Source organism: Salimicrobium album, assembly GCF_900107115.1.
GTDB classification, from domain to species: Bacteria; Bacillota; Bacilli; order Bacillales; family Halobacillaceae; genus Salimicrobium; species Salimicrobium album.
In genome coordinates this window covers 1-17,755 of the sequence record NZ_FNOS01000007.1, presented here as the reverse complement: position 1 = coordinate 17,755, position 17,755 = coordinate 1, and the positions used below count along the sequence as shown (strand labels likewise).

Genomic DNA, 17,755 nt, shown 5'->3' with positions numbered 1-17,755 from the left:
GGTTAGACCTCCCACGGTTAAACTTCTCTCCCTTCCTTCAGGAAGAAGGAGAAGCCCCCTGTACGTTCAGGTACAGGTTTTTCTTTTAACACGATAAAGGTTGCGAAAGAAGAGACTCTTCCACTCGCAACCTGTGTTTATCAGTTCTTACCCGACCGGGATCAGTCTTCGACAGAAAGTCCCATACTGCGCGCGGTACCTTCGACCATACGCATTGCAGAATCAACGTCAGAAGCGTTAAGATCAGGCATTTTCGTTTCTGCGATTTCACGAATTTGATCGCGTTTCACAGAACCTACTTTGTTACGGTTCGGCTCCCCGGAACCGGAGTCGATTCCTGCTGCTTTCTTAAGAAGAACGGCAGCTGGCGGAGTTTTCGTTACGAATGTAAATGAACGGTCTTCAAATACCGTAATTTCTACCGGAATGATCATACCCGCTTCATCTTGTGTACGAGCGTTGAATTCCTTACAGAATCCCATGATGTTGATACCAGCCTGACCTAGTGCAGGACCTACTGGCGGTGCTGGGTTCGCTTTACCTGCAGGAATTTGAAGTTTTACTACATCTATTGCTTTTTTAGCCACGAGACACACCTCCTTAAAGTCCGTGATGTGGTTACGGGGTTTCCCCTCCCACTCTTTATCCATGAACCCCCGTTAGCTTAGGGCATGTGAATAACATAGAAATTTTATCATTCTTCCTGTTTTTTTGCAAGAAGAATTTTATTAATCCGTCAGCTTCTCAATCTGAGAGAATTCGAGTTCGACCGGGGTTTCCCGTCCGAACATGTTTACGTGGACTTTAACTTTTTGTTTGTCCACGTCCAGATTTTCAATCGTACCGGTGAAATTGGCGAACGGTCCATCGTTGACTTTCACGTGCTCGTTCACTTCAAAATCCACTTCCACATTGGACGGTTCTTTCATCCCCATACGCTTCAGTTCACGTTCCGCCTCTTCCGGCAGGAGAGGGATGGGTTTCGATCCAGAGCCGGTCGACCCGACGAACCCTGTTACACCGGGGGTGTTACGAACAACGTACCAGGAATCATCCGTCATAACCATTTCTGCGAGCACGTATCCCGGGAAGACCTTTTTCTTCGTAACTTTCCGTTTTCCGTTCTTGATTTCCGTTTCGTCTTCTTCAGGAACAATGACACGGAAGATCTTATCTTCCATACCCATTGACTCGACACGTTTTTCTAAATTAGTCCGAACCTTATTCTCATATCCTGAGTAAGTGTGGACAACATACCATCTTTTTTCCATGTGGTGGGGACAAGCGCTTTGTCCTTCCCTCCCTTATCTTCTTAATTTAACTGGAAAAAACCCGCGAACGGGTTTTCCATGCATAGTTTATTTTCCTTTATCCTGTGATCAGTTCCAGACCCTGGGAAATACCAAAATCTACGATACCGAAGAACACAGCTATGAAAGCTACGGTCACAAGAACCGTAACCGTGTAGCGCATCAGTTCATTACCGGTGGGCCAGCTGACTTTTTTCATTTCGCGCGATACGTTTTTCAAAAATGTAAACATGCGGTGACACCCCCAAACTCCATCTTACTTCGTCTCCCGGTGCAGCGTATGTTCGTTGCAGTTGCTGCAGAACTTGCGCGCTGTCAACCGTTCCTCACTACTGCCGGACTTCTTTTCGGTTGAATAGTTTCGGCTGGAGCATTCCTTACAAGCCAGAACAATTTTTCTTCTCACTATAAACGTCCCCTTATAAAGAGGTTTTAGTCACTCTCACTAATGTAGCACGGTTAAAATAGAGTGTCAATTATCCCTGAAGAGCTAACTCTTCGGCTTCTGTGTATTTCTCCATTTTCTTCTTCACACGCTGAAGAGCATTATCGATCGATTTTACGTGACGGTTGATTTTCGCGGATATTTCCTGATAGGAATCCCCATCCAGATACAGAGCGAGCACTTCCTTCTCAAGTTTGCTGAGCACTTCTTCGATTCTTTTCTCTATATCCGTAAATCGTTCCCTATGTATCATCATCTCTTCGGGATCAATTGCGTGCGATCCCATAAGTACATCGAGAAGCGTCCGGTCCGATTCTTCATCGAACACCGGTTTATCAAGGGATACGTATGAATTGAGCGGGATGTGTTTCTGACGGGTAGCGGCTTTGATGGCCGTGATGATCTGCCTCGTGATACAAAGCTCCGCAAACGCCCGGAAAGAAGAAAGTTTATCCCCCTGGTAATCACGGATAGCTTTATAAAGACCAATCATCCCCTCCTGGATGATATCCTCCCGGTCAGCACCGATGAGGAAGTATGTCCTCGCTTTTGCACGGACAAATCCTTTGTATTTCTGGATCAGATAGTTTAAAGCTTCACTATTACCCTGGGTGATGTGAGCAAGAAGCTGCTCATCATTCAGATCCTGCAATTGAAGTGTTTTCATGCCCGTCCCTCTGCCTCCTAGATTGAATCAGGATTTTCAAACCGCACTTCCTAAATATAGGAATATTATATAGGAAGCGCTTACTTCCCGTCAACACGCGTTTCAGTGGTTTCCCCGTCTCCATTTTTCGAAAGCGTCGCGCACCTCTTCCTTCAGCTGGATTTTGGAAGCTTTTGTTTTTTTTGTTCGTTCGGATACATCTTCCTCGATTGCCTTACGGGCATTTCCGATATCGATGTACAGTTCCCGGGCGGAAATCCGGTAGGCCCCCTGGGCGAAAATGACCCGTTGCTGGGCGTAATCGGAAGTAGCGACGTACACTTTCGTCCGTACGTCGTTCAGTTCTCCGGACAGTTTCTCGATCCGCTCATCCGCCGTTTCGTTCTCTTTCGTATAAATGACTTCGATTTTGGCGCTCTGCTGCTTACGTTCCATTCCTCTGACGTGGTACGCATCAAAAACCACGATGACCCTTTCCCCTCTGTAGGACTGATACTCCGCAAGCATTCCGATGAGCAGGTCCCGGGCACCGGAGAGATCGTGATCCCGCAGTTCCTTCAACTCCGGCCAGGCACCAATCATGTTGTAACCGTCAACCAGCAGGATATTCATATTTATTTCCCCGCCGGGTAACGATTCCGGTACACTTCATACATCAGAAGAGATGCGGAGACAGAAGCGTTCAGTGACTCGACGTGCCCGGTCATCGGCAGACGGACGAGCCAGTCGCATTTTTCTTTGGTGAGACGACTTATCCCCTTTCCTTCGTTCCCGATAACAAGTGCCAGTGGGAGCGTACCATCCAGTTCGCGGTAATCCTCAGCGCCGTCCGCGGCAGTGCCCACAACCCAGACGAATCTTTCTTTCAGTTCATCGATGGTTCTGGCCAGATTTGTCACTCTTACGACCGGCACATGTTCGACCGCTCCGGCGGAAGTTTTGGCCACGACAGCCGTCAGCCCGACAGAACGACGTTTCGGAATGATTACTCCGTGAGCCCCGGAAGCATCTGCCGTGCGGATGATCGACCCTAAGTTATGCGGGTCTTCCAGCTCGTCGAGAATAAGAAAGAACGGCTCCTCTCCTCTTTCGGCAGCCAGGGAGAAAAGGTCTTCCATATCGCTGTACTCATAGGCCGCTACGGAAGCAGCCACCCCCTGGTGATTCCCGTCCACCAGCTGATCGATTTTTTGTTTAGGCACCCGCTGGACCAGTATGTTGTTATTTTTCGCAGCTGCTTCGAATTTTTTCGCCGCCTGCTGCTGTAACTGATCGGAAATGAAAATTTTATTAATAGGTCGTTCCGCTTTCAAAGCTTCCAGAACGGCATTCTTGCCTGTAATCCATTCTCCGCTCATCTAAATCCCCTCCTTTTCTTCGATAGTGGTAATCGCACCGGAGACGAGTTCAAAAAGCCGATCTTCGTCACCGTCCAGATAAAGATAGCCGAGGACAGCTTCAAAAGCTGTCGCGAGACGATACGTGCGGACGTCCGTGTTTTTCGGGATGGAGCCGGACTTGGCATTCCTGCCCCGGCGGAAGACGTCCGCTTCCTGCTCGTCAAGCGCTTCGTCCTCCATCCATTCTTTCGCAACGTGAGCCTGTGCACCTGCCGATACGAATCGCACAGCCGTCTGATGCAGCTCCTGCGGACGTATGGTCCCTTTTTGAAGCAGGTGCTCCCGCACGTACAGGTCATGGACAGTGTCCCCCATGTAGGCGAGAGCCAGACTTTTCATCTGATGAGCATTAGTGATACGGCTCATCCCCTTTTCCACCTCGGCCCCTGCGGTGTATCCTCAAGCGCGATCCCTCTTTCTTTCAGCTCGTCACGAAGCTGGTCGGCTCTGGCGAAATTGCGGTCTTTTCTCGCCTGTTCCCGCTCCTGTATCTTTGCATCCACTTCCTCATCCTGAAGCTCATCGGCAGCATCAATTTCAAGGCCGAGCACTCCGGTAAGGTCTTCGAGAAGCGTGGCGTAAGCTTCCAGCACTTCTTCATCCGTCTGTTCTTTCTGCTGGTACAGGTTCGCGGATTTCGCTATATCAAACAGCACGGAAATGGCATTCGCGGTATTGAAGTCGTCGTCCATTTCTTTGATAAAAGACTGTCTCAGACGCTCCGTTTCCTCCATCCACTCGTCTTTGTCATTCGTAAGACTCATGCTGGTCTTCTTCCTGTGTTTCACATTTTCATAAGCGTTCCGGATGCGTTCGAACCCGCTTTTTGCGCTTTCAAGAAGTTCCGCGCTGAAATTGATCGGATGGCGGTATTGTACACTAAGCATGAAAAAGCGGATCATCTGAGGATCGTGCTTTTTAACCAGATCATGTGCGAGGACGAAATTCCCTAGCGACTTGGACATTTTTTCATTCTCAATATTGATATAACCGTTATGCATCCAGTAACGGGCGAAATCCGTCTCATTATGTGCTTCCGACTGGGCAATTTCGTTTTCGTGGTGAGGGAAAGTTAGATCCTGTCCTCCGGCATGGATATCGATCGTATCTCCAAGATATTTTTTCGCCATCGTGGAGCATTCGATATGCCAGCCCGGACGTCCTGTCCCCCACGGGCTTTCCCAGCTGATTTCCCCATCCTTCGCTTCTTTCCAGAGAGCGAAGTCGAGCGGGTCCTCTTTCTTCTCACCGACTTCGATCCGTGACCCGGACTGCAGTTCGTCGATCGGCTGCTGGGAAAGTTTTCCGTATTCATCAAACTTACGCGTCCGGAAGTAAACGTCGCCCTCTGTTTCATAGGCGTACCCTTTGCTGATCAGACTATCGATAAACGTTATAATTTCGTCCATATTTTCGGTGACGCGCGGGTGGTGAACCGCTTCTTTCACACCTAATGCACCCACGTCTTCCTTGTAAGCCTCAATAAAGCGGTCCGCAATCGCCGGCACTTCTTCTCCGAGCTCATTGGCGGCTTTGATCAGTTTGTCATCCACGTCCGTAAAGTTCAGAACATAGATCACTTCATAGCCCCGGTATTCAAAATAACGGCGGACAGTATCGAAAACGATCGCAGGGCGCGCGTTTCCGATATGAATGTAGTTGTATACGGTCGGGCCGCAGACGTACATCTTCACCTTGCCTTCTTCGAGCGGTTCAAACGTTTCCTTCTGTCTTGTGAGCGTATTATAAATCTTTATACTCATGGTCCTCACTCCTTTTTCTCTCGATATTCAATTCTTCGCACATCTCCTTGATTTCCTGCTCTATTTCATTCAGGCGATCGTAGACGGGGTCCGGCAGTTTGTGGTGATCCAGGTCTTTCCTTTTCCCTTCCACTTTTTCCCCGTTCCGGATAACGACCCGTCCCGGTATTCCGACTACTGTGGAATTCTCGGGCACTTCATGAAGCACGACGGATCCGGCTCCGACTTTTGAATTTTTGCCGATCGTAATGGAGCCGAGCACTTTGGCTCCTGTAGCGACAAGCACGTTATCTTCAAGAGTGGGGTGACGCTTGCCTTTCTCCTTACCTGTACCGCCGAGTGTGACTCCCTGGAAGATCGAGACGTTATTCCCGATTTCACAAGTCTCTCCGACCACCACTCCCATACCGTGGTCGATGAAAAACCGTCTCCCTATCGTCGCTCCGGGATGAATTTCAATTCCGGTGAAAAAACGGCTGATCTGCGAGATGACTCTCGCCAGAAAGAAGAATTTCTTTTTGTAGAGGCCGTGTGCGATTCTATGAGACCAGATGGCGTGCAGACCTGCATAAGTAAGAATCACTTCCCAGTAAGAACGGGCAGCAGGGTCCTGGTCAAAAACCACTTCGACATCTTCTTTGAACATTTTTAATTTCCCCATCATTTCCCTCCTTCGCACTATTCTATGAATCCGTGTCATAATTCTTCTGTCGAAAAAAAGCGTCCCTGTGCCTTTAAGCACAGAGACGCTTCCGCGTGGTTCCACTCTGTTTGGAAGAACAGTCTGACTGTTCCTCCCTCTCACTTCTATAACGGGAAGGTGCCGCTTCGTCTACTGCAGGTTCGACGGAAGACTCAGGGGTGCATTTCGGGACATTCTCTTAAAACCGTTCTCAGCTGTACCGGTTCTCTCTGGGTAAGAGATATGTCCCTACTTCTCCCCGTCAGGGTTTTTTCTTTATTTCAATTCGTCCAGTGCTTTTTCAAGTCTTGCTGTCACTGTATCATACCCGAGGAGATGAATCGCGTTCGGAAGCTCGGGACCGTGGGTCTGCCCGGTAGTGGCTACCCGGATCGGCATGAACAGTTTCTTGCCTTTGTGACCTGTTTCCTTCTGAACTGCTTTCATCTGCGGCTTAATATTTTCCGGAGTGAATTCCTCGAGCTGTTCGAGGTTACGTTTGAACGCCTCCAGCACTTCCGGAACCTGCTCGCCGCGGAGAACTTCCATCGCTTCTTCATCATAATCGATCGTTTCCCGGAAAAACAGTTCGGTCAGCTCGGTGATTTCCGCTCCGTAATTCAACTGAGGCTGATACAGACTGATCAGTTCCTCCGTCCATTTCTGATCCTCCGCAGACCGGTCCGTCGAAACCTTCCCGTCTTTTTCAAGATGAGGGATCGTAAGCTCCAGTATTTCTTCAAACGAGAGGTTCTTAATGTACTGGTTGTTCATCCACTTGAGTTTCGCCGGGTCGAATACTGCCGGAGAAGTGGAGAGACGGTCTTCATCAAAGATCTCGATCAGTTTTTCAGGAGAGAATATTTCCTCTTCTCCTACCGGGGACCAGCCGAGAAGTGTAATAAAGTTGAACAGGGCGTCCGGCAGATAGCCGCGTTCGTAGTACTGGCTGATGAACTGAAGAATATGCTGATCACGCTTACTGAGCTTTTTCCTTTCTTCGTTCAGAATCAGGGTCATGTGACCGAACTGAGGCGGGGTCCAGCCGAAAGCCTCATATACCATCATCTGTTTCGGTGTGTTGGAAATGTGCTCTTCTCCGCGCAGCACGTGAGAGATTTTCATCAGGTAGTCGTCGATGGCTACGGCAAAGTTGTACGTAGGTGTGCCATTTTTCTTAACGATTACCCAGTCACCGAAATCGCTGGAATCAAAAGAAATGTCGCCACGCACAATATCAGTGAACGTATACGTTTTATCTTTCGGAACGCGTAGACGGATACTCGGCTCCCTGCCCTCGGCTTCGAACTGTTCCCGTTCTTCCTGAGTAAGGTTGCTGTGAGCTCCCGAATATTTAGGGACTTCGCCCCGGGCTCTCTGCGCTTCCCTTTCTTCCTCGAGTTCTTCCGCGGTAACGTAACACTTGTAGGCGAGATCTTTCTCCAGAAGTTCATCCACGTACTGCTGATAGATGTGAAGACGCTGCATCTGGTGGTACGGCCCATACTCTCCACCGTGACCGGCACCTTCATCCCACTCGATTCCGAGCCATTTCAGGAAATCGAGCTGACTCTGTTCTCCACCTTCCACGTTTCTTTTTGCATCGGTATCTTCGATTCTTATAACGAAAGTCCCGTCGTTATGTTTGGCATACAAATAGTTGAATAGAGCAGTCCGCGCGTTCCCGATGTGCAGGTATCCGGTCGGGCTCGGTGCGTACCTTACTCTCACCTCTTTAGTCATACTGCTTTTCCCTCCTGTTTCTCCGTTCGTCTTTTTATCATTTTATCATTTTTTTACGTAGATTGCTGACTATTTTGCAACAGTACGGCTGCCTGCGAGGCGATTCCTTCCTTCCGGCCCGGAAAGCCCAGCTTTTCGGTTGTTGTCGCTTTTACATTGACCTGGGAGATCTCCACTTTCAAAAGACCGGCAATCGTCTTTCTTATGTCATCGATGTAAGGGGCCATCTTCGGTGCCTGGGCGATAATCGTCGCATCCAGATTACCGAGAGTGTAGCCTTCTTTTTCCGCTATTTTCCATACATTCTGCAGCAATACCCGCGAGTCGGCATCTTTGAACGCCGGGTCCGTGTCCGGAAAATGTTTCCCGATGTCGCCCTTGCCGAGCGCTCCGAGGATGGCATCTGATACAGCATGAAGCAGTACGTCGGCATCCGAATGACCGATAAGTCCCTGTTCGTGCGGAATTTCCACCCCGCCGATAATACATTTTCTTCCCTCGGCCAGCTGATGTACATCGAATCCTTGACCAATTCTCATTTGATAAATTGCCTCCTTCATCCCTTTTCTACATACGACGTCGCTTTTTGCAGATCTTCGGGAGTCGTTATTTTAATGTTATCGTAACTTCCCCGTACGATGGAGACGTCATAGTCGAAGCTTTCTGCGAGCGCCGCATCATCAGTGGCATAAAATCCTCTGGCCCGGGCCTTTTCGTGAGCTTCCTTAATCAATTCGTACGGAAAACCCTGAGGTGTCTGCGCTGCCCATAAGTCATCCCGGTTCAGCGTCTGCAATTTTCCGTCTTTCCATTGTTTAACCGTATCCGTTACCGGAACAGCCAGTAGAGCTGCCCCGTCTTTTTCAATCTTCTCCACGAGATGACGGATGCTGCTTTCCTTAACAAAAGGCCTGGCACCGTCGTGAATGAGGACCGGTAATTCCCGGTCGGAGACGGCTTTCAAACCTTCATAAACGCTATCCTGCCGTTCCTCTCCGCCGTGGATGAGGCTAATCTTCGGAAACTGATACGTCTCTATCAACTCCTGCATATCCGCTTCATCCGCCTCGTTCGTCACCAGAACTATTTCCCTGCACGTTACGTCCTGGGTGAAGACTTTCAGCGTGTGTACGATTAACGGGTCGTCCCCGATCATGAGAAACTGTTTGTTCTTTCCCGCTCTCATCCGTTTTCCCTGTCCTGCTGCAACGATTACTGCTGTATAATGTGTCATGTCCATCCTCCGGGTGTCGATTCCAAAATAAAAGCGATAACCCGATGTTATCACTTTTATAATCTCTTATTCGTTTATACCTTTTTTACAGCGCTTTTTCAAGGGATTTAGGTTTTGCGAAAATCATCCGGCCGGCTGAAGTCTGAAGGACGCTCGTAACGATTACATCAATCGTATCGCCGATAAAACTTTTCCCTTCCTCGACGACGATCATCGTTCCGTCATCCAGATACGCAACTCCCTGATTCTGCTCTTTACCGTCTTTGATGACGTGCACCTTCATTTCTTCTCCCGGAAGCACTACCGGTTTCACAGCATTCGCCAGGTCATTGATGTTGAGTACCTGCACACCCTGGAATTCGCATACTTTATTCAGGTTAAAATCATTGGTGACGACGATACCGTCTATGACTTTAGCCAGTTTGACCAGTTTACTGTCGACTTCCTGAATTTCCTCGAAGTCTCCTTCATACATTTCAACGTTCACAGGAACGTCCCGCTGCAGACGATTCAGGATATCGAGACCCCGTCGCCCTCTGTTCCGTTTTAGTCCGTCGGAAGAATCTGCAATATGCTGAAGTTCTTCCAGGACGAAGTGGGGAATGACCAGCGTCCCCTCCAGAAAATTGGATTCACAAATATCGGCTATTCTCCCGTCGATAATCACACTCGTATCGAGGATTTTTTTCCGGGGCACCTGTTCGTTTTTCTCCGTAGATGCCGCTTCTTCTTTCTTCCTGCTTTCCGACGTATTTTCTTTTCTCGCAATCGTCAAAAGGTTGAGAAATTCGTCCTTCCTCTTGTACCCGATCTGAAACCCGTAGTATCCGAGAAGAAGAGTTATGAAAATCGGAAGCAGCTGGCTGATGATCTTTATTTCAATATCAATAAGCATCGTATTGATTAAATACGCTACGAATAACCCGAAAATGAGCCCCAGACTTCCGAATAACAACTCGCCCACCGGTGCCCTGACCAGCGCATCCTCTGTCCATTTAAGAAATTTTACAATCGGGGAAACTAACCAGAACGTTAATAAGAATAGAATTAATGCACCTGCTACTGCACCTAATATCTGCTGAAGCCAAGGTTCAATTTCCCACCCGAAAGCTGTAAATGCTTCCGGCAAATACAAATACCCGATAGTACCTCCCGTAAGAATAAGGGATAACTGTACAACACGTTTTAACATTCTCTTCACCTCCTTTTAAAAAAAGTTCTTCCAAAATACTGCATCTCTCTCGTGTTACGATGTTTCACGTGGAACACAACCCCTACTCCAGGGTTGCGTCCATCGCTTCTTTGATCGTTTCCACACCAATCACTTCTATATTATCCGGTACAGTCCAGCCTTCCAGGTTTCTTGAAGGGATGACTGCCCGGGAAAACCCGAGTTTGGCCGCTTCCTGTACTCTTTGTTCAATACGGGATACGCGCCTGATCTCACCGGTAAGTCCTACTTCCCCGATAAGGATATCCGTTGCTTTCGGCACCTGATCACGAAAACTCGAAGCAATACTCACTGCGACTCCGAGGTCAATCGCCGGCTCATCCAGCTTCACGCCTCCGGCCACTTTCACGTACGCGTCGTAGTTCTGGAGGAGCAGACCTGCTCGTTTTTCCAGTACGGCCATAAGAAGAGGAACTCTGCTGTGATCGAGCCCGGTAGCCATTCTTCTCGGGTTCCCGAAAGCCGTGGGGGAAATGAGAGCCTGAATCTCCACGAGCACAGGTCTTGTTCCCTCCATCGATGCAACTACCGTTGACCCGGCCGTACCTTTGGATCGTTCTTCGAGAAATATCTCCGAAGGGTTTAATACTTCTTCGAGACCCGATTCCTTCATTTCGAAGATCCCCATTTCATGCGTGCCGCCGAAGCGGTTCTTCACGCTTCTGACGATCCGGAAAGTGTTGTGCTGCTCCCCCTCAAAATAAAGGACGGCATCAACCATATGTTCGAGCAGACGGGGGCCGGCGATGGATCCTTCTTTTGTTACGTGCCCGACGATGAACACGGGGATACCTTTTGTTTTGGCGATTCTCATCAGTTCACTCGTACATTCACGAACCTGGGACACGCTTCCCGGCGCGGAAGTGACCTCTTCCTTATATACCGTCTGAATAGAGTCGACCACCAGAAATTTCGGCTGCACCGTCTCTATATGAGCGACGATATGCTCGAGGTTCGTTTCTGCGAGAATGTACAACTGATCCGATGTAACGTTTAAACGGTCTGCACGAAGCTTCGTCTGCTTCGTCGATTCTTCACCGGAAATGTACAGGACGGGAAGGTTCTTGTCCGCTAACTGAGAGGAGACCTGAAGTAAGAGGGTCGATTTTCCAATACCCGGATCACCGCCTATTAAAACCATCGAACCTCCTACAATACCCCCGCCGAGCACCCGGTTAAACTCCGGCATCGCCGTCTCTATCCTCGATTCTTCTTTCAATGCGATAGACGTGATGCGCTCCGGTTTCGATCTGCTATCCTTGTCGACCTGAAACGTGTGGCGATCATTCTTCCCTGTAATCGCTGTTTCCTCCACGAAAGTATTCCAGCGTCCGCACGCCGGACACTTCCCCATCCATTTAGGAGATTCGTTTCCACACTCCTGACAGACAAATATCGTCTTCTTCTTCGCCACCTTACATCTCTCCTTACTGTATATTATATACGGGATTTCTTATATATAAGTTTCATCCCCGTTTCAATTTCATTAAAAATCACCCCGGCCTTTAAAAAAGAGCCTGCAGAATATAAGTTCGGGGCGCACGGGAGAGAAACATGCAGCCTCTTCCTCTTTGTATAATTATGAGGGAATAAACAAAAAATCGGAAGGCATACGCCTTCCGATTCATACTTAAGCTTCTGAAGTTGCTGTGGATACTACGAATTCATTGTTTTCATCAAGATCGATGACCACTTTCTGTCCTTTGTGGATCGACTCTTTCAACAGTTCCTCGGACAGCAGATCTTCCACGTTCTTCTGCAGTGAACGACGAAGCGGTCTCGCACCATATTCCGGATCGAATCCTTCTTCGGCAATATGGGAGATGGCTTTATCCGAAAGTGTAAAGTCGATTTCCTGCTCCAGCAGACGCGTTCTGAGCTGGTCTGCCATGAGAGTCACAATGTCTTTCATGTGTTTTCTCTCCAGAGCATGGAAAACGATGGTTTCATCGATACGGTTAAGGAACTCAGGACGGAAAGCTTTTTTAAGCTCTTCGGTCACTTTCGATTTCATATCTTTGTGGTCCTGAGTCTGGTCTCCCATGGAAAACCCGACGTATTTATTTTCTTTCAATTCCTGTGCGCCGACGTTCGAAGTCATAATGAGCACAGTGTTACGGAAATCTACGACGCGACCTTTACCATCCGTCAGACGACCGTCTTCAAGCACCTGAAGCAGTACGTTGAATACATCCGGGTGCGCTTTTTCCACTTCATCCAGCAGCACGACGGAGTATGGTTTCTGACGGACTTTTTCTGTTAACTGTCCGCCTTCTTCATAGCCGACATACCCCGGAGGAGAACCTACGAGACGGGACGTGCTGTGTTTTTCCATATATTCGGACATATCAACACGGATCATCGCGTCCTCTTCACCGAACATGCTTTCAGCGAGAGCGCGGGCCAGTTCTGTTTTACCTACACCTGTCGGACCCAGGAAAATAAAGGAACCGATCGGACGTTTAGGGTCCTTCAATCCCGCACGAGCCCGGCGGATCGCCTTAGCCACGGAATCGACAGCTTCCTCCTGACCGATGACGCGGTTGTGAAGCGTATCTTCGAGGTGAAGAAGCTGTTCGCTTTCTTCTGTAGTCATTTTCTTAACAGGCACCCCGGTCCAGACCGAGACGATGGAAGCTATATCTTCGACAGTCACTTCGGAATCTTCCTGTCCCTGTTTTTCTTTCCATTTTTTCTGCGTTTCTTCCAGTTCTTCGCGTAACTTCTGTTCGTCGTCGCGAAGAGAAGCAGCTTTTTCAAATTCCTGACTCTGTACAGCCGCATCTTTTTCTTTACGGACTTCTTCGAGTTTCTGCTCCAGTTCTTTCAGGTTAGGTGGAGCCGTATATGAACGGAGGCGTACTTTGGAAGCTGCTTCATCTATGAGATCGATAGCTTTGTCCGGAAGGAAACGGTCTGTGATATAACGATCGGAGAACCGGACTGCTGATTCGATTGCTTCATCTGTAATCGTTACTCTGTGGTGTGCTTCATAACGGTCCCGCAGACCCTGAAGGATCTGTGTGGATTCTTCCGTCGTAGGTTCATCCACCTGGATAGGCTGGAAACGACGTTCCAGAGCAGCATCTTTTTCGATATACTTCCGGTACTCATCCAGCGTAGTGGCGCCGATACACTGAAGATCCCCACGGGCAAGAGAAGGTTTCAGAATGTTGGAAGCGTCAATCGCCCCTTCTGCACCGCCGGCTCCGATCAGTGTGTGCAATTCGTCAATGAAAAGAATGATATTCCCTGCCTGACGAATCTCTTCCATCACTTTTTTCAAACGGTCTTCAAACTCTCCGCGGTATTTAGTACCGGCGACGACCGTACCCATATCGAGGGTCATGACGCGTTTATCCCTCAGAATCTCAGGTACTTCGTTTTCCACGATCTGCTGGGCGAGTCCTTCTGCAACTGCAGTTTTACCGACACCCGGCTCCCCGACGAGTACAGGGTTGTTTTTCGTACGACGACTCAATACCTGTATGACACGCTGAATTTCTTCACTACGACCGATGACCGGGTCGACGTTTCCTTCTTTGGCAACGGACGTCAAGTCCTGGGCAAGGGAGTCGAGTGTAGGGGTGGTTTGACCGCTGCCCTGAGCAGCTCCACCGCCCTGGTTGCCGCCGCGACGACCCTGGCCGCCGGTCGATTCATTGTTCCCCAGCAGCTGAAGTACCTGTTGGCGGGCTTTATTCAGACTGACACCGAGATTGTTAAGCACTCGTGCAGCCACTCCTTCTCCTTCGCGGATCAGACCGAGAAGAATATGTTCCGTGCCTACGTAAGAGTGCCCCAATTTGCGGGCTTCGTCCATGGAAAGCTCAATCACCTTCTTGGCGCGCGGAGTATAGTGGATCGTCTGGGATTTCTGTTCTCCTGCACCAATCAGGTTCTCCACTTCCGTCTGGATGGTCTCAGCTTCCAGTCCAAGCGCAGTCAGCGCTTTCGCTGCAATACCCTCACCTTCTTTAACGAGACCTAACAGCACGTGTTCCGTACCGATATTACTGTGACCTAGACGCACGGCTTCTTCCTGGGACAATGCAAGTACTTTTTGTGCTCTTTCTGTAAATCTGCCAAACATCATAATTTGTTACCTCCTTCATTAGTTATCATCTTCAAGATTTATTCTTTCCCTGATCAGAGTCGCCCGTTTGATATCCCGGTCTTCGGGGTCCAGGGATTCTCCTGCGTACTGCTGGAGAAATCCGGGCTGGGTCAGTACCATCAGTTCATTTAAGATGGTGCGCGGTATGTCTTTCAGAAAATCCAGATCAATACCGAGACGAAGATCCGACAGACAGCCTGCTGCTTCTTTTGAAGTGATGACCCGGCTGTGTCTGAGCGTACCATAAGAACGATAAATACGATCTTCCAGCTGCACAGGTGAACGATTCATCAGTGTCTGTCTTGCCTTGCGTTCCTGCTCAATGAGCTGCTGCACAACGCTGTGCAGATCTTCCACGATGTCTTCTTCTGATTTACCCAGAGTAATCTGGTTTGAAATCTGAAAAAGATTTCCCACCGCTTCACTGCCTTCACCATATATTCCCCGCACGACGAGACCCAGCTGGTTGATTGCAGGAGTCATACGATTAATCTGTTTAGTGAGGGCGAGCGCGGGCAGGTGCATCATGACAGAGGCCCTCATTCCTGTTCCCACATTTGTCGGGCATGCAGTCAAATATCCGCGCTCTTCGTCAAAGGCGTAATCTATTTTCTCTTCAAGCCAGTCATCCAGCTGAGAGGCCTGTTCCAGAGCTTTATCAAGCTGAAAACCCGGGAAATACAGCTGAATGCGAAGATGATCTTCTTCATTGACCATAATCGACACCTGTTCATTTTCACTGATAATGGTAGCTGCATTTTCTCTGTCTTCAATCAGATGGGGGCTGACCAGATGCTTCTCTACGAGCACCCTTTTTTCTATCGGCTGAAGATCATCCATCTTCACGAGCTGCAGCCCTTCATATTCACGGAAAGAACTATCGGTAAAATGTTCATCCATGAAGGAAAGGACCTCCTCCAGCGGTTCACCTCTTGCTACCGTGGGGAATGGCTGGGAAGAGAAGTTTCTTGCAAGCCGGATACGACTGCTCAGTACAATATCACTGTCCGGTCCGTCGTGCCGCATCCACGGACTGATAGCCTCATTCATAAATTTCTCAAGAGACATCAGGAATCACCGCCTTTATCCTGGTTCAATTCTTCTTCAAGTGTTCTGATTTCATCCCTTACCTTGGCAGCTTCCTCGAATTCTTCCTGGTTGATAAGCTGATGAAGCTTTTCCCGGTGTTTCTCAATATCTCTGCGAAGATTCAGATCCCCGCCGGCTCGTTTTGGAACTTTGCCGTGGTGAGTCGTATTTCCGCTGTGCACCCGTTTCAGAATCGGATCCAGCCTTTCATTGAACGTCTCATAGCACGTGGCACAGCCGAATTTCCCAGCCTTCGTGAATTCCTGATAGGTCAGACCGCATCCGGAACATTGAAGACTTTCCTTCTGCTGCTGCTTATTCCCCTGAAATAACTTTCCGGCACTTCCGCTGCCTTCCATATGAAAAAGTCCGGACAACAAATCATTCAGAGAGAACTTCTCTTCTTCCTGATTCATGTACCCCTGTTCCTTGGCACAGGAGTCGCACAAATGAACTTCATTTTTTTCACCGTTGATCACTTGGGTCAGATGAACAGTAGCCGGATACTTCTCACAGCGCTGACATTGCATACAAGCACACTCCTTTCTCTACTTATATTTAAGCTTCGATAACATAGCCGTCATTACTCTCGATCGTATTTCATCACGGAACGGTAATGGGAAAGCTAACGTATTTCTATCAATAACGCTCAAAATAAGTTCGGACTCTCTCGTCGTAATCACTTTATTTTCAAGCAGCCGTTCCACGATATCCAGAGCTCTAGACTGGGATACCTGCGGCTGAATGAGCAGTAATACTTCGTCGATGAGATCGGCTTCATCCAGATGCTGAATACGGCGGATGCGAATATATCCGCCACCGCCTCTTTTACTTTCCACTATATACCCTTTTTCCACAGTAAAACGGGTCTTAATCACATAATTGATTTGAGAGGGCACACACTGAAATTTTTCAGCCAGATCACTACGTTTTATTTCGATGACCTGATGCGGGTTATCCTGGATTATATGTTTCAGATATTCTTCGATGACATCGGATATGTTCCGCATGGCCCTCCTCCTTCCTTTGACTTTGACTATCTTTGACTATAATTTTATTATACTCAAAATCATGAAGCATTCAACTATTTTGTTTGCAATAAAACCTTTCCCTGAACACCCTCCCATTAAAAGCATTTTGTCGGCAAATCACCATATCCTATCTTTACAAAAAAAGCCCGGCAGCAGGCTTTTAGAATCTGTGGATTACTGAAATTTCCCCGTCGAGTTTTCCCAACTCTTCCATCAAGGTTTGATCATCCAGTGTATTTGTTTTTGATAATTTCAAAATCATATAGATATGATCTTCTTTTTTGATTTCCACCTTTTCGATTTCAACTTCAAGATGTTCCAGCAGTGCAAAAATCTCCTTTACACCTTTCTGGTCTGCCACTGTAAGATGATAAGCACCCTTTGCTACGTGCCTGAGATATTTTTCTTCCAGGTTATTCAACAGGATGAGGCTGAGAAGGACAAGAAAAGTGGCCAGCACCGCAATGTCGTACATTCCTGCTCCGACAATCAGTCCAATCCCCGCAACTGTCCATATAGAAGCGGCTGTCGTCAGGCCACGGATGGTGCTTCCGTTTACGATAATCGTACCTGCTCCAAGAAAGCCGATTCCGCTGATAACATAAGAAGGAATGCGGGCAGGATCAAAGCGGATATTGTCATATTTCTGGATATATTCTTCAAATCCGTATAGGGATAAAAGCATCATAATACACGCTCCGACACCAACAAGTATGTGGGTACGGAATCCGGCAGAGTGCCGTTTCAGTTCTCTTTCAAAACCTATCAGTCCTGAAAGAAACAGTGCAATCACCAGTCTGATCGTAAAAATATCAAAGTCTTCGTCAATAAATCCCGAAAAAAATTCTTTGAATTCTTCCATCCTGCTCCCCGCCTTTCCAGTTTCGACTTCTCTAAATATCCTACCCCTGCATAATAAGACTGAATCATAGAAGGGGTCGAGAAAGATCTTACCTATACAAAAGAAGCCCAGAGGGGGTGGCCTCTGGGCTTCTGACAATGTGGCAGCGCCCTACTCTTGCGGGGGGTAACCCCGACTACCA

Annotated in this window: 20 protein-coding genes and 1 other annotated feature; all 20 genes read right to left on the bottom strand. The window is 48.3% G+C overall.

Translation table 11 applies throughout. The features are described 5' to 3' along the window. Positions 1-161: 161 nt before the first annotated feature. The 20 genes from rplK to BLU03_RS11980 all read right to left on the bottom strand — a co-directional run bounded on the left by rplK (position 162) and on the right by BLU03_RS11980 (position 17,574). Positions 162-587 (bottom strand): 50S ribosomal protein L11, encoded by a 426-nt coding sequence (rplK, locus tag BLU03_RS12075; protein ID WP_143023837.1) that lies wholly within the window; start codon positions 585-587, stop codon positions 162-164. 141 nt (positions 588-728) lie between these two features. Next, the gene (gene nusG, locus BLU03_RS12070) at positions 729-1,271 is read right to left on the bottom strand and encodes a transcription termination/antitermination protein NusG (protein WP_076572528.1); all 543 of its coding nucleotides are present in this window, start codon (positions 1,269-1,271) and stop codon (positions 729-731) included. Between the two features lie 97 nt (positions 1,272-1,368). After that, entirely contained in the window at positions 1,369-1,542 is a 174-nt protein-coding gene (secE, locus tag BLU03_RS12065; protein WP_093108004.1) for a preprotein translocase subunit SecE, read from the bottom strand. Positions 1,543-1,566: 24 nt separating this feature from the next. After that, on the bottom strand, positions 1,567-1,716 hold the full coding sequence (rpmG, locus tag BLU03_RS12060; RefSeq protein WP_008592489.1) for a 50S ribosomal protein L33: 150 nt from the start codon (positions 1,714-1,716) through the stop codon (positions 1,567-1,569). A gap of 70 nt (positions 1,717-1,786) precedes the next feature. Continuing rightward, positions 1,787-2,422 carry an RNA polymerase sporulation sigma factor SigH gene (gene sigH, locus BLU03_RS12055; protein WP_076572531.1) on the bottom strand — a complete coding sequence of 212 codons (636 nt, stop codon included), beginning with the start codon at positions 2,420-2,422 and terminating at the stop codon, positions 1,787-1,789. Between the two features lie 102 nt (positions 2,423-2,524). Next, a complete protein-coding gene (locus BLU03_RS12050; RefSeq protein ID WP_008592485.1) occupies positions 2,525-3,034 on the bottom strand; it encodes an NYN domain-containing protein in 510 nt (169 codons plus the stop codon). Positions 3,035-3,036: 2 nt separating this feature from the next. Further along, positions 3,037-3,780, bottom strand: a complete 744-nt coding sequence (rlmB, locus tag BLU03_RS12045) for a 23S rRNA (guanosine(2251)-2'-O)-methyltransferase RlmB (protein WP_008592484.1) — start codon at positions 3,778-3,780, stop codon at positions 3,037-3,039. Then, a complete protein-coding gene (locus BLU03_RS12040) occupies positions 3,781-4,188 on the bottom strand; it encodes a Mini-ribonuclease 3 (RefSeq protein ID WP_008592482.1) in 408 nt (135 codons plus the stop codon). Next, entirely contained in the window at positions 4,185-5,585 is a 1,401-nt protein-coding gene (gene cysS, locus BLU03_RS12035; RefSeq protein ID WP_093108002.1) for a cysteine--tRNA ligase, read from the bottom strand. The genes BLU03_RS12040 and cysS overlap by 4 nt, the downstream gene beginning before the upstream one ends. Continuing rightward, a complete protein-coding gene (gene cysE, locus BLU03_RS12030) occupies positions 5,566-6,246 on the bottom strand; it encodes a serine O-acetyltransferase (protein ID WP_008592478.1) in 681 nt (226 codons plus the stop codon). Before cysE ends, cysS begins: the two co-directional genes overlap by 20 nt. A gap of 78 nt (positions 6,247-6,324) precedes the next feature. After that, positions 6,325-6,542: a binding site (T-box leader), on the bottom strand. 1 nt (position 6,543) lies between these two features. Next, the gene (gene gltX, locus BLU03_RS12025; protein ID WP_008592476.1) at positions 6,544-8,010 is read right to left on the bottom strand and encodes a glutamate--tRNA ligase; all 1,467 of its coding nucleotides are present in this window, start codon (positions 8,008-8,010) and stop codon (positions 6,544-6,546) included. Between the two features lie 53 nt (positions 8,011-8,063). Continuing rightward, positions 8,064-8,549: a 2-C-methyl-D-erythritol 2,4-cyclodiphosphate synthase gene (gene ispF, locus BLU03_RS12020; protein ID WP_008592474.1), complete on the bottom strand. Its 486-nt coding sequence runs from the start codon at positions 8,547-8,549 to the stop codon at positions 8,064-8,066. A gap of 17 nt (positions 8,550-8,566) precedes the next feature. Then, positions 8,567-9,244 carry a 2-C-methyl-D-erythritol 4-phosphate cytidylyltransferase gene (gene ispD, locus BLU03_RS12015; protein ID WP_076572537.1) on the bottom strand — a complete coding sequence of 226 codons (678 nt, stop codon included), beginning with the start codon at positions 9,242-9,244 and terminating at the stop codon, positions 8,567-8,569. 85 nt (positions 9,245-9,329) lie between these two features. Further along, positions 9,330-10,436, bottom strand: coding sequence for a PIN/TRAM domain-containing protein (locus BLU03_RS12010; protein WP_076572539.1), 1,107 nt, complete (start codon positions 10,434-10,436; stop codon positions 9,330-9,332). 82 nt (positions 10,437-10,518) lie between these two features. Then, on the bottom strand, positions 10,519-11,889 hold the full coding sequence (gene radA, locus BLU03_RS12005; RefSeq protein ID WP_093108000.1) for a DNA repair protein RadA: 1,371 nt from the start codon (positions 11,887-11,889) through the stop codon (positions 10,519-10,521). A 216-nt stretch (positions 11,890-12,105) separates the two neighbouring features. Next, a complete protein-coding gene (clpC, locus tag BLU03_RS12000; RefSeq protein ID WP_076572541.1) occupies positions 12,106-14,571 on the bottom strand; it encodes an ATP-dependent protease ATP-binding subunit ClpC in 2,466 nt (821 codons plus the stop codon). 18 nt (positions 14,572-14,589) lie between these two features. Then, positions 14,590-15,660, bottom strand: a complete 1,071-nt coding sequence (locus BLU03_RS11995) for a protein arginine kinase (RefSeq protein ID WP_076572543.1) — start codon at positions 15,658-15,660, stop codon at positions 14,590-14,592. Beyond that, positions 15,660-16,211, bottom strand: coding sequence for a UvrB/UvrC motif-containing protein (locus BLU03_RS11990; protein WP_093107998.1), 552 nt, complete (start codon positions 16,209-16,211; stop codon positions 15,660-15,662). The genes BLU03_RS11995 and BLU03_RS11990 overlap by 1 nt, the downstream gene beginning before the upstream one ends. Before the next feature lie 18 nt (positions 16,212-16,229). Next, a complete protein-coding gene (locus BLU03_RS11985) occupies positions 16,230-16,691 on the bottom strand; it encodes a CtsR family transcriptional regulator (protein WP_008592457.1) in 462 nt (153 codons plus the stop codon). 181 nt (positions 16,692-16,872) lie between these two features. Next, complete coding sequence (locus tag BLU03_RS11980; RefSeq protein ID WP_008592455.1) at positions 16,873-17,574, bottom strand: MgtC/SapB family protein; 702 nt, start codon at positions 17,572-17,574, stop codon at positions 16,873-16,875. Between the last annotated feature and the right edge of the window lie 181 nt (positions 17,575-17,755).

Bases quoted from the DNA above. Each gene is read 5' to 3' on its own strand.
- BLU03_RS11990 (WP_093107998.1), bottom strand. From the start codon at position 16,211: ATGCAATGTCAGCGCTGTGAGAAGTATCCGGCTACTGTTCATCTGACC.
- nusG (WP_076572528.1), bottom strand. From the start codon at position 1,271: ATGGAAAAAAGATGGTATGTTGTCCACACTTACTCAGGATATGAGAAT.
- BLU03_RS12050 (WP_008592485.1), bottom strand. From the start codon at position 3,034: ATGAATATCCTGCTGGTTGACGGTTACAACATGATTGGTGCCTGGCCG.
- BLU03_RS12010 (WP_076572539.1), bottom strand. From the start codon at position 10,436: ATGTTAAAACGTGTTGTACAGTTATCCCTTATTCTTACGGGAGGTACT.
- ispF (WP_008592474.1), bottom strand. From the start codon at position 8,549: ATGAGAATTGGTCAAGGATTCGATGTACATCAGCTGGCCGAGGGAAGA.
- cysS (WP_093108002.1), bottom strand. From the start codon at position 5,585: ATGAGTATAAAGATTTATAATACGCTCACAAGACAGAAGGAAACGTTT.
- secE (WP_093108004.1), bottom strand. From the start codon at position 1,542: ATGTTTACATTTTTGAAAAACGTATCGCGCGAAATGAAAAAAGTCAGC.
- BLU03_RS11980 (WP_008592455.1), bottom strand. From the start codon at position 17,574: ATGGAAGAATTCAAAGAATTTTTTTCGGGATTTATTGACGAAGACTTT.
- clpC (WP_076572541.1), bottom strand. From the start codon at position 14,571: ATGATGTTTGGCAGATTTACAGAAAGAGCACAAAAAGTACTTGCATTG.
- sigH (WP_076572531.1), bottom strand. From the start codon at position 2,422: ATGAAAACACTTCAATTGCAGGATCTGAATGATGAGCAGCTTCTTGCT.
- gltX (WP_008592476.1), bottom strand. From the start codon at position 8,010: ATGACTAAAGAGGTGAGAGTAAGGTACGCACCGAGCCCGACCGGATAC.
- BLU03_RS12040 (WP_008592482.1), bottom strand. From the start codon at position 4,188: ATGAGCCGTATCACTAATGCTCATCAGATGAAAAGTCTGGCTCTCGCC.
- cysE (WP_008592478.1), bottom strand. From the start codon at position 6,246: ATGGGGAAATTAAAAATGTTCAAAGAAGATGTCGAAGTGGTTTTTGAC.
- rlmB (WP_008592484.1), bottom strand. From the start codon at position 3,780: ATGAGCGGAGAATGGATTACAGGCAAGAATGCCGTTCTGGAAGCTTTG.
- ispD (WP_076572537.1), bottom strand. From the start codon at position 9,244: ATGACACATTATACAGCAGTAATCGTTGCAGCAGGACAGGGAAAACGG.
- BLU03_RS11985 (WP_008592457.1), bottom strand. From the start codon at position 16,691: ATGCGGAACATATCCGATGTCATCGAAGAATATCTGAAACATATAATC.
- BLU03_RS11995 (WP_076572543.1), bottom strand. From the start codon at position 15,660: ATGTCTCTTGAGAAATTTATGAATGAGGCTATCAGTCCGTGGATGCGG.